Origin of the sequence: Gilliamella sp. Occ4-3 (assembly GCF_001690675.1) — a bacterium.
GTDB lineage: Bacteria > Pseudomonadota > Gammaproteobacteria > Enterobacterales > Orbaceae > Gilliamella > Gilliamella bombi.
Window position 1 is genome coordinate 122,038 of sequence record NZ_LZHR01000108.1, and the last position, 13,753, is coordinate 135,790.

General features: G+C 35.1%; 12 protein-coding genes. 7 read left to right on the top strand and 5 right to left on the bottom strand.

What is annotated here, in order from left to right:
* Position 1 precedes the first annotated feature (1 nt).
* From tamA to dapB, 4 genes are all read right to left on the bottom strand, one after another.
* Positions 2-1,678 carry an autotransporter assembly complex protein TamA gene (gene tamA / locus A9G44_RS11075; protein ID WP_065611030.1) on the bottom strand — a complete coding sequence of 559 codons (1,677 nt, stop codon included), beginning with the start codon at positions 1,676-1,678 and terminating at the stop codon, positions 2-4.
* A gap of 56 nt (positions 1,679-1,734) precedes the next feature.
* Positions 1,735-2,274 (bottom strand): hypoxanthine phosphoribosyltransferase, encoded by a 540-nt coding sequence (gene hpt / locus A9G44_RS11080; RefSeq protein ID WP_065611032.1) that lies wholly within the window; start codon positions 2,272-2,274, stop codon positions 1,735-1,737.
* A 130-nt stretch (positions 2,275-2,404) separates the two neighbouring features.
* Positions 2,405-2,902 (bottom strand): tRNA adenosine(34) deaminase TadA, encoded by a 498-nt coding sequence (gene tadA / locus A9G44_RS11085; RefSeq protein ID WP_065611034.1) that lies wholly within the window; start codon positions 2,900-2,902, stop codon positions 2,405-2,407.
* Positions 2,903-2,909: 7 nt separating this feature from the next.
* Positions 2,910-3,731 (bottom strand): 4-hydroxy-tetrahydrodipicolinate reductase, encoded by an 822-nt coding sequence (dapB, locus tag A9G44_RS11090; RefSeq protein WP_065611036.1) that lies wholly within the window; start codon positions 3,729-3,731, stop codon positions 2,910-2,912.
* A gap of 135 nt (positions 3,732-3,866) precedes the next feature.
* On the opposite strand from dapB, the gene A9G44_RS11095 reads away from it, so the two are divergent.
* Positions 3,867-5,063 (top strand): MFS transporter, encoded by a 1,197-nt coding sequence (locus A9G44_RS11095; protein ID WP_065611038.1) that lies wholly within the window; start codon positions 3,867-3,869, stop codon positions 5,061-5,063.
* A 41-nt stretch (positions 5,064-5,104) separates the two neighbouring features.
* Here the strand turns inward: A9G44_RS11095 and A9G44_RS11100 are convergent, their stop codons facing one another.
* Positions 5,105-5,716: an FKBP-type peptidyl-prolyl cis-trans isomerase gene (locus tag A9G44_RS11100; RefSeq protein ID WP_065611040.1), complete on the bottom strand. Its 612-nt coding sequence runs from the start codon at positions 5,714-5,716 to the stop codon at positions 5,105-5,107.
* 206 nt (positions 5,717-5,922) lie between these two features.
* Between A9G44_RS11100 and bamE the strand changes: the two genes are divergently transcribed.
* From bamE to A9G44_RS11130, 6 genes are all read left to right on the top strand, one after another.
* The gene (gene bamE, locus A9G44_RS11105) at positions 5,923-6,339 is read left to right on the top strand and encodes an outer membrane protein assembly factor BamE (RefSeq protein ID WP_065574933.1); all 417 of its coding nucleotides are present in this window, start codon (positions 5,923-5,925) and stop codon (positions 6,337-6,339) included.
* A gap of 458 nt (positions 6,340-6,797) precedes the next feature.
* Positions 6,798-8,429 carry a glutamine hydrolyzing CTP synthase gene (gene pyrG, locus A9G44_RS11110; protein ID WP_065589161.1) on the top strand — a complete coding sequence of 544 codons (1,632 nt, stop codon included), beginning with the start codon at positions 6,798-6,800 and terminating at the stop codon, positions 8,427-8,429.
* A 53-nt stretch (positions 8,430-8,482) separates the two neighbouring features.
* Entirely contained in the window at positions 8,483-9,784 is a 1,302-nt protein-coding gene (eno, locus tag A9G44_RS11115; RefSeq protein ID WP_065611042.1) for a phosphopyruvate hydratase, read from the top strand.
* 242 nt (positions 9,785-10,026) lie between these two features.
* Entirely contained in the window at positions 10,027-10,953 is a 927-nt protein-coding gene (locus A9G44_RS11120; RefSeq protein WP_218837593.1) for a VirK/YbjX family protein, read from the top strand.
* A gap of 80 nt (positions 10,954-11,033) precedes the next feature.
* Positions 11,034-11,948 carry a lysine exporter LysO family protein gene (locus tag A9G44_RS11125; RefSeq protein WP_065611045.1) on the top strand — a complete coding sequence of 305 codons (915 nt, stop codon included), beginning with the start codon at positions 11,034-11,036 and terminating at the stop codon, positions 11,946-11,948.
* A 155-nt stretch (positions 11,949-12,103) separates the two neighbouring features.
* Complete coding sequence (locus A9G44_RS11130) at positions 12,104-12,847, top strand: hypothetical protein (RefSeq protein ID WP_143426395.1); 744 nt, start codon at positions 12,104-12,106, stop codon at positions 12,845-12,847.
* The last annotated feature ends 906 nt before the right edge of the window (positions 12,848-13,753 follow it).

Genomic DNA, 13,753 nt, shown 5'->3' on the forward strand with positions numbered 1-13,753 from the left:
ATTATAATTCGCTTCCTAGGCCAATGTATAGGTGAATTGAACCTGTATCTTTGTTAAGTGGTGTTGCTAAATCAACCTTTATTGGCCCAACCGGAGAAGCCCAACGAATGCCAAAACCAGTTCCTGTATAAAATTTAGTTTTATCAACTTTATCTATAGCTTCACCTGTATCTACAAATGCAGCTCCCCACCATGATCCAGATAAATTATATTGATATTCAAGTGAACCAGTGATGAGTTTAGAAGCTCCTTTTAATTTACCTTTTTTATCCTTAGGCGAAATAGACTGATAACTGTAACCTCGAATACTGCGTTCACCACCAGCAAAAAATCTAAATGATGGTGGAACACGGTCAAAATTGCTCGCTTGTATAATGCCAAAATTGCCACGAGCTATAAATCGATGCGATTTTTTTAAGGAGCGAATCCAAGTTTGTTGTGCTTGAAATCGCACTAGATTAATATCTGAACCTAATACTTCTCCAGCTGATTCAACAGAATAACGTTGTGAATCGCCCCACATTGCTAATAAATTACCATCAGAACGGATTCTTGATATGCTAAGCGACGGGTAATACAAAAATGTTTTAAAACTTGAATCACCTTGGGTAAAGTCATCATTTAACACATTTAATCCTAATGCTGTTTGCCATCCATAAAAATTATCCCAATTACGTAAAGCACCGAACGTATAAGAACGTGAGTAGGTATCATTATTATCTATCTTTTTATAACCACCTTGGATAGTGTAATATTGCTCTAAAGGTGATTTTTTTAAAGGGATTTTGTAACTCATGGTCACCAATTGTTCTGGCGAAGATAGTGATAAGTTACTTTGAAAACTTTGCCCTCGACTATTGATCCAAGGTTTATTCCAACCAATCTTACCATGCACGCCGTTATCTGTTGAAAAGCCCAACCCTAAGTCCATATTATTTTTTTTTCGGGGTGAGGTTTCTACATCAATGGGAAGAACTCTATCTTCGGTTAGATGAGGAAAATCTGGGACAACAACCACTGAATTAAACCAGTTTGTAGAAGTAAGGCGTCTATTTAATAATGATAATTGTTCAGCTGTATATTCCTCACCGTCTTTAAATGGCACAATATTAGCTAAATAGTCATCACGAATTTTAGCATTATGAAAAGTAACTTTACCAAATCGATATCGCCTACCTGTTGTATAATCAATATTCCAAAAGGCTTGATGATCAGACATAGATACAGCTAATTGATGTTTAGGCATATTGGCATCAAAGTAACCTTTTTTTAGTGATAAATTTTGCAGGCTTTTCTTAAATGATTCATAAATACCATGATTTAACACATCGCCAATTTTTGGTAAGTTGTTTTTAAGTAAATATTGAAAATCAGGATCTTGTTTCCCCTCACCAGTAATATTAATATTAAGCTGCTCAACTAATACGGGGTCGCCAGGTGAAACGTTAACAACAAGAACTTTTGGGTTTTGTGCGTTATATTCAAAGCTAGGAGAGTAGTAACCCAATGCACGTAATGCTTTTTTTGTTTCGCTTTCAAAATAACGCTTAAAATTTGGAGTATCACTAACTTTGTCAGGTGTAATTAATGAAGTTCGTGCCTCAACATTATCTGCAAGATCGCCTTTTAATCCCTTAATGGATAACTTCATGTCAGCATAACTTGTCGTAGCTGTCATAACTAAAAGTAAACCTAATGAACAGGAGAATCGAGACACATATACCTCGTATAATATTAAGATTCAAGTAAAGTTACATGACCGATAAAAGGTAAGTGACGGTAGTGTTGAGCATAGTCAATACCATAACCCACAACAAATTCATCAGGAATTGAAAATCCGATATATTTAACTGGAACGTTTACTTCACGGCGAGAGGGTTTGTCTAATAGCGTACAAATTTCAATACTGCGTGGATGGCGCAATTCTAAAATAGCCATGACTTTGCTAAGGGTATTACCTGTATCTATAATATCTTCGATAATTAATACATCTTTATCACGGATATCTTCATCTAAGTCCTTTAAGATTTTAACGTCACGGTTACTAATAACAGCATTACCATAGCTTGATGCTGTCATAAAATCAACTTCGTGCCCGACAGTAATTGCTCGGCTCAAATCGGCCATAAAAATAAAAGAGCCACGTAAAAGTCCAACTAAAATAAGTTCATTTTGGCTATTTTTATAGTCTTGACTTATTTGTTGGCCTAGCTCAATTACACGTTTTTGGATATCATCAGCTGATATCATCATTTCTAATGTGTGTTTTTTCATTAATAGTGCTCAAATTAACTTTTAAAAATTAAATTAGATTCTAACAATTTTCCTATATAAAAAGAATAAGCGACCCCATTTTTTATTAAACTAACATAGTAACAGATTTTCGTATTTTATACTCAAACACCTAGTTACCTGAAACTTTTTGACAACTATTTTTAATCATTTTTTTTTGTAAACGCCGTTTTTTAAAAAACTCACTTAAAATAGCGCTACATTCGTTAGCTAGCACTCCGCCTTTAATTTCTGCATAATGGTTGATCCCTTGCTGAGCAAGAATATCGATGAAAGAGCCTGCTGCGCCAGTTTTATAATCACTTGCACCATATACTACACGTTTAATACGACTATGAATAATTGCACCTGCACACATAATACAAGGTTCAAGAGTGACATATAGTGTTGTATTGATTATGCGATAGTTATTCGTAAATTTACCCGCTTGTTCAATAGCGATTATTTCGGCATGCGCAGTGGGATTATGCTTACTAATGGGTTGATTAAAACCCTCACCAATAATTTGATTATTTTCATCAACAATCACCGCACCGACTGGGATTTCTCCAATCGATTCGGCACGATTAGCAAGCATTAATGCACGACGCATCCAGATTTCATCTAACATTTTGGAATTACAAATTATTGAGATTTAGGACATCACGCATATCGTATAATCCAACTGGCTGTTTGGCAAGCCATAATGCGGCTCGAACAGCACCATTAGCAAATGTCATGCGGCTAGATGCTTTATGACTAATTTCAACGCGCTCGCCAATATCGGCAAAGATAGCAGTATGTTCTCCTACTATGTCCCCTGCTCGGATAGTGGCAAAGCCGATAGCACCTTGAGGTCTTTCCCCTGTGTGACCTTCGCGACAGTAAACTGCACGATCTTTTAAGTTGCAATCAAGTGCATCTGCTATTGCTTCACCCATGGCTAATGCTGTACCAGAAGGAGCATCAACCTTGTGACGGTGATGGGCTTCAATAATTTCGATATCAGTATAACCGCCCATAATTTTGGTAGCTTTTTCCAATAATTTTAGCACTAAGTTAACACCGACACTGAAGTTTGCAGCAAAGACAATGGCAATGCTTTTAGCTGCATCAGCAATAGCTTGTTTACCTGCATCATCAAAACCAGTTGTGCCAATGATTATCATTTTTTTATTTTCAACACAAAAAGCTAAGTGGGCGAGTGTACCTTCAGGTCGCGTAAAATCGATCAATACGTCAAATTGATCTTTAGCTTGTTCTAGATTATCGGTGACTTTAATGCCACAAATACCGATCCCTGCAAGCTCACCTGCATCACTACCAATTAGTGAGGAACCTGCTCGTTCAAATGCTGCTCCTAAGGTAACCCCTTTGATTTGCGAAACAGCTTGGATAAGTTGCCGTCCCATTTTGCCACCCGCGCCAGTGATCGCAATACGAATCATGTTTGTTGACATATAACTTTCCTTAACTTTTTGTGAATATAGATAAATAAATATTATAGCGGAAAATAAATAACTTATACACATCGACTAAACTTAAATGCTAGAATTTTTGAACCGTTTTCTATAAAAAATAATCAGGAGTTTATTATGCGATCTCCGTGGTATTTTGGTTGGAATATTGTTATTGCGGCCTCCTTTCTAACTTTACTTTCTAGTGGATTAAGAATGAGTATGGGGGTTTTTTTTCTGCCCATTGCAAATGATCTGAATTTTAGTCGTAGCGTACTTTCTGGAATCATTGCTATAGGTATGCTTTTCTCTGGAATTGCTATGCCAATATCGGGATATTTAGTCGGTAAATATGGTACTCGTTTTGTCCTAATATTAGGTTCCATCATTATTATTATTTCTACTGTTTGGTCAGCTAACTCAACTGATTATTGGAACTTTTTTCTATCTTTTGGTGTTGCGTTATCTTTTGGTACTTCCTTTGTTGGTTCTGTCAGTTTTACGCCCATTGTGGCACGTTGGTTTATCAAGCGTAGAGGATTGGCTTTATTTATTTTATCAACAGGAAGTATGGCAGGTATTGCAGTGATGTTACCTGTTTTTGCTTTCTTCATTCCTATTTATGGATGGCAAACAACGCTAATTTCATTTGCTGTGATTTTTATGATTATCGCTTTGCCTATTGCTTTGTTTATTATGAAAGATAATCAATCTGAAATCGAAGTCTATAGTATAGAGCCTGTTATCAATCAAAAAATAGAGCCTAGTATCAAACTTATAGATGTGTTAAAAACACGTCCATTTTGGCAGCTGAGTTTTGGGCTTTTTACTTGTGGCTTCAGTATGAATTTATTAGGAACACATGGTGTCCCAATGCTTATCGATCATGGTTTTGATCCTATCACCAGTTCTAATGGTATTGGTTTGATTGGTTTAGTCGCTATTTTTAGCACCTTAGTTTTGGGTTATCTATCTGATATAGTACAACGAAAAAACATTTTGATGATGGTCTATTTAATACGAGGCTTAGGTTTTATTACTCTTGTTTTAGCATCAACTAAATGGCAGCTTTTTACTATTGCAGCAGCAGGTGGTTTGGTTTGGGCTGGCGCTTTGTCAATGTCTAGCGCTATTACAGCAGATATTTATGGTGTAAAAATTGTGGGATTACTTTCTGGATTAACCTATTTGGGGCATCAAATTGGTGCGATGATGGGTTCATGGTTAGGTGGATGGGCTTACGATCACTTACACACTCATTTAGTTGCGTTTGGTACGGCGAGTATTTTATTATTACTGGCGGCATTTAGTGCTTATCGTCTTCCTAAACGATAATAGTTCAAAACAAATGGACGCCAAGTAGCGTCCACTCTTGCTTATAAAACTTTTAGTAATTCAACATCAAAAATTAATGCACTGTATGGTGGAATTGATGCGCCAGCACCTTGAGCACCATAAGCTAATTCTTGAGGAATATATAAACGCCATTTTGAACCTTCTGGCATAAGTTGTAACGCTTCAACCCAGCCTTTAATCACACCATTGACTGGAAACTCAGCAGGTTGTCCACGTTCAACAGAACTATCAAATACTGTGCCATCAATTAGTTGCCCTGTATAATGAACTTGCACGCGATCGGTTGCTTTAGGTAATGCGCCATCGCCTTGTTTGATGATTTCGTATTGTAAACCTGATTCAGTCGATTTAATGCCATCTTTTGTAATGTTTTCTGCTAGAAAATCTTTACCTGCTTGAGCAATTTTTTCTGCTTGTTTGGCCTTCTCTTTGGTTGCTTGTTCATGCACATGGCGTAATGCTTCATGTAATTCTTGTAAAGGTAGAGCAGGTTGATTACCCGATAATACATCTTCCATTGCTAGTTTTAATGCGTTGAGTTCTAAATTATTTAAGCCAGATTCTTTTAGTTGTTGTCCTATTTGCAAACCGATAGCATAACTTGCTTTTTGATCTATTGTTTCTAGTTTCATTTTGTACCTTTGATGTTTAAAAATAGTGTCTATTATGACAGTATTAAGTTGGTTGATACAAGAATAAAAGTCAAGTGATAATTTATGTTAGGACCTACTGATATCAGAATCATTATCTAACTGTAGAAGAATTTATTAATTTGGCTAGCACTTATGAAAAATATCAGCGATAATATATATCATTATTTTTTTATGGATAAAGTTAGATGCTGTTTCGTAAGTTTACCTCTTTTACAATTGTAGCGAGTGTTTTATTAACTGGTTGTTCGGTTGTTGATCGTTGGGTATATCGACCTGATATTAACCAAGGTAATTATGTAACACCAGATGCTATAGACCTATTACAAGTTGGTCAAAATAAAGAACAGGTTGTATTTATTATGGGGTCACCAATGTTAACTTCTGTCTTTGGTGATCGTGTTTGGTATTATGTTTTCCGTCAACAACCGCAGCATGGCGCTGTTAGTCAAAGAACCTATGTTGTCTATTTTGATGAAATGGGTATTGTAAAGGATATCAAAACTTCAGAGCTAGCAGGTTCTAAATCATTAGAAGAAATGAATAAACAAGGTATATCAGATCCAATTGATACAAAATCTGATGATGATACTCCTGAATCTTAATTAAAATATAAAATAAAAGCCTCTTTAAAAAATGAGGTTTTTATTTTGGTTTAGCTACGGCTATTGATCTTTTGTATTAATTATAAGCTTATTTATACATTTTTAGCTACATCATACAACTGCCAATGTGACCATACTAATATAAATTCTCGACAACTTATTGTTACGATTGCTATACCTAAATAATGTTTTATCTTATTTGTTGACGAGGATCATTATACTCATCTTAAATATTTAGAATTTGCTACTGTAGATTTACAATCAGGTTATTTTAATCATGAGTTGTAAACAACTCGGTATTTCCTGCAACTTATCAGTTAAAATTAATTATTCAATTGTGGGACAAGGCAGATTCTGTTATACTGCATTCCCGTCTGATTCTTATTTGTTATATTGGTTTTTATGCTTTAAAAATCGATACAACATTGTTCTAATAAATTAATAATGGTCTGGTATTAATGGTCACGAATTATATTTTTGTTACAGGCGGTGTCGTTTCTTCCCTTGGTAAAGGCATTGCCGCAGCATCTCTAGCTGCAATTTTAGAAGCCCGCAATTTAAATGTCACCATGCTCAAACTTGATCCCTATATTAATGTCGATCCGGGCACAATGAGTCCTATTCAACATGGTGAAGTGTTTGTGACTGAAGATGGTGCAGAAACCGATCTTGATTTAGGTCATTATGAACGTTTTATTCGCACTAAAATGACGCGAAAAAATAACTTCACTACAGGGCGCATTTATTCTGATGTGTTACGAAAAGAGCGACGTGGTGATTATTTAGGGGCTACGGTTCAAGTTATTCCTCATATCACTAATGCAATTAAATCACGTGTAATTGATGGAGCAAAAGGTTTTGACGTCGCAATTGTTGAAATTGGTGGTACTGTTGGTGATATTGAATCACTTCCGTTTTTAGAAGCGATTCGTCAATTAGCGGTTGATGTTGGTCGTGAACACACATTATTTATGCACTTAACCTTAGTACCTTATTTGGCCTCTGCTGGTGAAGTCAAAACCAAACCTACGCAACATTCAGTAAAAGAGTTGCTGTCAATTGGTATTCAACCCGACGTGTTAATTTGCCGTTCCGATCGCATTATTCCTGCTCATGAACGAGCTAAAATTGCACTATTTTGTAACGTGCCTGAGCGTGCAGTGATTTCACTTAAAGATGTCGATTCTATTTATAAAATCCCGGCATTATTAAAATCACAAAACTTAGATACTTTTGTTTGCAAACGTTTCAATCTCGACTGTAAAGAAGCCGATCTTTCTCAATGGGAACAAGTCATTTATGAAGAAGCTAACCCAGTTGGTGAAGTGACTATTGGTATGGTGGGTAAATATATTGCTCTACCGGATGCTTATAAATCAGTGAACGAAGCATTAAAACACGGTGGATTAAAAAATCGTTTAACGGTGAATATTCGTTATATTGATTCAGAAGATCTTGAGTCACGCGGTACTGATTTGCTAGAAGGTTTAGATGCTATCTTAATTCCTGGTGGATTTGGTTATCGTGGTGTTGAAGGCAAAATTATGGCGGCTCGCTATGCACGTGAAAACAAGATCCCGTACTTAGGTATCTGCCTTGGTTTACAAGTGGCTATGATCGAATATGCACGTAATGTTGCAGGCATTAAAGATGCTAACTCAACTGAATTTGTCAAAGATTGTGCAAACCCAATCATTGCTTTAATCACAGAATGGAGCGATGAATCGGGCAATGTAGTACAGCGTAACGAAAACAGTGATTTAGGCGGCACAATGCGTTTAGGTTCACAAATTTGCCATTTAGAGCCAAATTCATTAGTATACGATATGTATAAAAATGAATCTATTACCGAGCGTCATCGACATCGTTATGAAGTAAATAATAATTTATTACCTGAAGTGGTTAAAGCTGGGTTAAAGGTCACCGGTCTTTCAACGGATAGAAAGTTGGTTGAGATTATCGAAATCCCAGATCATCCATGGTTTGTTGCGTGTCAGTTCCATCCAGAATTCACATCAACACCACGAGATGGACATCCACTATTTAGTAGTTTTATAAAAGCTGCCAAAGCTTATCAAGAGCAGCAATAAAAATAGTTTTAAATTAACATTTGTAATATATCTGTCATATAGAGGAAAATAACATGGCAAAAATCGTTAAAGTACATGGTCGTGAAGTGATCGACTCTCGTGGTAATCCAACAGTTGAAGCCGAAGTTCATTTAGAAGGTGGTTTTGTTGGTCTTGCAATCGTGCCATCTGGTGCGTCAACTGGCTCACGTGAAGCGTTAGAACTTCGTGATGGTGACAAATCTCGCTTTTTAGGTAAAGGCGTATTAAAAGCGGTTGAAAACGTAAATGGACCAATCGCTAAAGCCGTTGTTGGTAAAGATGCTTTAGATCAAGCAGCTATCGACCAAATTATGCTTGACTTAGATGGAACTGATTTTAAATCTAATTTAGGTGCTAACTCAATTCTTGCTGTATCTTTAGCTACAGCTAAAGCTGCTGCAGCTGCTAAAGGTGTTCCTCTTTATCAGCACATAGCTGATCTTAACGGCACTCCAGGTCAATATTCAATGCCATTACCAATGATGAACATCATCAACGGTGGTGAGCACGCTGATAACAACATTGATTTACAAGAATTCATGATCCAACCAGTTGGTGCTAAAACAGTTCGTGAAGCAATTCGCATGGGTTCTGAAGTATTCCATAACTTAGCAAAAGTATTACACGCTAAAGGTATGAATACTGCAGTTGGTGATGAAGGTGGTTTTGCACCTAATTTAGGTTCAAATGCTGAAGCATTAGCATGCATTAAAGAAGCAGTAGAAAAAGCAGGTTATGTTTTAGGTAAAGATATCACGTTAGCGATGGACTGTGCGGCTTCTGAATTCTATAACAAAGAAACTGGTAAATATGTATTGAAAGGTGAAGGTAACAAAGAATTCACTGCTCAAGAATTTACTCATTACTTAGAAGGTTTAACTAATGAATATCCAATCGTATCTATCGAAGACGGTTTAGATGAAAGCGATTGGGAAGGTTGGGCTTACCAAACTGAAGCTTTAGGTCACAAAATCCAATTAGTCGGTGATGATTTATTTGTAACTAATACTAAAATCTTCAAACAAGGTATTGAAAAAGGTATCGCTAACTCTATCTTAGTTAAAGTAAACCAAATCGGTACATTAACTGAGTCTATCGCTGCGGTTAAAATGGCGAAAGACGCAGGCTATACTGCAGTTATTTCTCACCGTAGTGGTGAAACCGAAGATTCAACAATTGCTGATTTAGCAGTAGGTTTAGCAGCTGGCCAAATCAAAACTGGTTCAATGAGCCGTTCTGACCGTGTTGCTAAATACAACCAATTAATCCGTATTGAAGAAGCTTTAGGTTCAAAAGCACCATTTAACGGTTTAAAAGAAGTTAAAGGTCAATAATTCTTGTTTATAAAAGATATTATTGCTTAAAAAACGGTGACTAGCTCACCGTTTTTTATTTTTATTTAATTTAATCTTACATAATCATAGGAACAGTTGCACCAACTTAGGTTGTGTTGTACTCTTATCGTTTGATTTTTTTATGGCTGATTATAAATATCAATGCGTATTGATTTAATCACCAGTAATTGACAGAATAACTAACTCGATTTTAATTTCTACTTATGAATAATATTACGAATATGTCTAGGCCAAAAAGTAAATGGCAACTTTTTAACTGGCTTTATACTGGTAAATTACCATTAAACGAATTATGGCTTAATCCGACTTATCGTTATAAGTTTTTTTTCAGAACCTTGTTTTTAAGTCCAATTACTTTAAAATGGCTTGATAAATTAAGACAGTACCCACTACTTGGCGATTATTTTTCGTGCCAAACAAATTTGCCGTGTAAATTACAGCGGCCTTATTTAGCTTCTTGCTTGAGTCAAAAAGCCCGTTATGACGCTTTGGCATATCATTATGATTTTTTAGCTAAACAACCTGACAGCGTAAGTAAGGCTTTTTATAATCCACAATTTCCTTTTGTATTGGCTGATGTAACGGTTAAAAATGAACAAAACATTCAAATAGCAGTGCAAGCCCGTAATAAATTTGCAAGAGAGGGCGAAATCAGCCTTTATTTTTATGATAGTGATGGCATCGACTTAGCCACTTTGACGTTTTCAATTGTTGAATATCAAGCCAAACCAACACTGTTTATTGCTGGCTTACAAGGTACAGGGCATGATGATGCGCGCACGCGTGTGCAAAAAGCAACTAAAGCGTGCTATGGGTTGTTTCCTAAACGTATTGCGGTTGAGGCTACGTTGACGGTTGCACGTTATTATCAGTTAAAGCAAATTGTTGCTGTGGGCAATAAAACCCATATATATAATAATTGGCGTTATAACAGCCGTCAGGAGCGTATTTTGTCTGATTATGATGATTTTTGGTTAACACTTGATAGCAAACAAGATGCCAATGGTTTATTTATATTACCAAGCCAAACTAATCGAAAATCCATTGAAGAAATCGCCAGTAAAAAACGTTCAGAATATCGAAATCGTTACGCTTTATTGGATCAGCTTCAACTTAATATTGAGCAAAAATTAGCATCATTGTCTTGATGATTAGCAGTAATATTTTAAAACATAGGTTTGATCCAATTATTTAAAAATAAAAATCAAGAATAGTTAAGGAATAAAATATGTATTTTGGTATTCTTATTGCGTTAGTGCCATTGTTTATTGGTTATTTAATTAAGATTAAAAATGATAATTTGATGACCAAGATTAACCAAACATTGAGTTGGATGGTTTACCTTATTTTATTCATTATGGGATCTGAACTTGCACATTTAGATAACTTAACTACAAATTTACAAATGATTTTATGTTATACCGGTGTTCTTTTTGTTTGTACATTTGGCGGTAATTTTGTTGTTTTAATTATTTTTGATTATTTTCTTTCTACCAAAGCATATAAAACAGATCAAACTTACGAATCACGTTTTAAAATGATTTTTGAGTCATTGCGTGTTTGTATTGCATTAATTATCGGGTTTATTTGCGGATTATTTCCATTATTTATTTGGCAATATGCAGAAAGTACCACTCAAGTTGTATTGGTTTTTTTATTGTTTTTAGTCGGTATTCAATTACGCAGTAATAATATTTCAATCAAGCATATTCTGCTCAACAAAATAGGCATAATTACAACGCTAATAGTTACGATAAGTGCATTTTTGGGGGGCATTGTTGTGTCATTTGTTTTAGATTTGCCCGCACGAGTTGGTCTTGCTATGTCATCGGGTTTTGGTTGGTATTCGTTATCGGGTATTTTAATGGCAGAAGCCCATGGTCCAGTTATTGGTAGTGCTACGTTTTTAAATGATATTCTGCGTGAATTATGCGCAATTATCTTAATCCCAACACTAATTAAACGCTACCAATTAACCACATTAGGTCTGTGTGGTGCAACATCAATGGATTTTACACTCCCCATGCTACAAAAAGGTGGTGGAATAGCCATTGTACCTGCCGCTATTGCCCAAGGTTTTTTATTGACACTTATAATGCCAATATTTATTACGTTATTTAACTATGGAGGATTTGGGTTTTAGCTTAAAAAAAAGCAAAGCCTACTTAAACGGAGTAAAAAGGTAATGGGAAAGTATAGTTTATTAAGAGGTAAAGTAAGGCGTTTAAAAATATTGAAAGTAGATCAAGAAAAGGATCACAATAAAAAACTGAAGACTGTGGTTTTATTGAGTCAATTTTGGGGCTATTTATTATCGAGATGATTGGTGGATTTATTCTAATAACCGCTGCTATATGTAAGTTTGTTTATGAATTCATGCTTAGTTTGTTTACTTTTGGGTTACTACAAACCAAGCTATTAAAAGGCACACCATTTGTTTGTTATATCGGTAATGTCAAAGTCAAAGGTAGGCTAGAAAATGTCGCTTTTAAAAATGGTGATTACGTCGAAATGGTCGTCAAACAAATTGATAAGAACAAATATCAAGCTTATGCCGTCCGATTTCCTAAATATCATGCTTTATTTTTCCCTAAAGGAGTTGGTCTTTCGACGTTGCAATTGCTGAAATATTGTATGATTGGTGTTGGATCGATAATATTATGTACCGACGGTTTTATTTTCATTAGCGTATTATTCAATCATGAGTGGGATTCTTTAGAAGTGATAGAAATTACCAAAACAAGCTGTATTGGCTTTGTTGCTTTTGTGTCCTTTTTCTTCTTCGTTTTTGGTGGGAGGTTAACTTTTATTTGTAACCGTATTTATGCCACTTTAGGTTATCCAAAACCATGGTTACACAACAGTTGGTATGAAGAATTCTTGTTTTTCAAAATGAATCGTCGTTGGGATCCTGAGCTATTTGATGATCCTCAAACGCCAGAATTTCAAAAAATTAGAAATAAAGATATACAGCCTTCAGCTAATTATTACTGCCGAACACCTATTATACCAAGTTGGGTAAATATTATGGATGAATCATAATTTATAAATTTGATAAACTAAACCCCTAAGGCATAATATGTATGCAATATCAATGGATAATCCTTACCAAGGGGAAGGTTATAAAAATAGAAGGTATAGGAAAGCATCGGGTTGTTTACACTTTATAATTAAAATAATCTTCTAAAAAACTTATAAGGCGATTTGTTGTAAATCGCTCAAATTTTTGTTTCGATCTTTTAAATTGTTACTATTTGCTGGTTATACTCTATCTCCATTAAAGCACTAGTCTTGTATCCGGATCACCCATTCATTTGGTGGCTGCAGGTCTAGTGAAATTTTAATTCATATAATGGTGTGCATACACGCTTGAAGAATTCTTAATCACCAAACGGTATAGAATCCTGAATATTTTTTACAAAAATATAATCTAATTTAGGTAAATGCCCATATTGAGCACTCAACTCACAAAAAATTATGCTGTTTATTTCATGTTTTATATACAATGGTAGCCATGTTATTTAGACTCATGAGATCATTTAGTATTATATATGGTTGGATGGCTAACTATAAAATATTTAGTCAAATCAGTGATGTTATTTTCTATGATATATGCGCAATATTGCTTGTTGTTGATAAGGTGTTAGTTTTGTTTTTATGTCTATTGATTACAGTATTTTCTCAAATTACTATAAACAATGTGAGTAATTCCTACAGTTATGAGTTTTTATACGCTTAACAAAACTTTACAAAAAAGTAGATGAAAAATGAAGTTTTTATTCTAAAATAGAGTAGCATAGTTATATACTACTTTATGCTAAAATTACTAAAAACAATATTAACTGTTTATTTTATAACAATAAATTTAAGAAAATAAGTATGAGGAATAATAAAATTATGATAAAATATGGACTTAATCGGGCATCGGGCATCGGGCATCGGGCATCG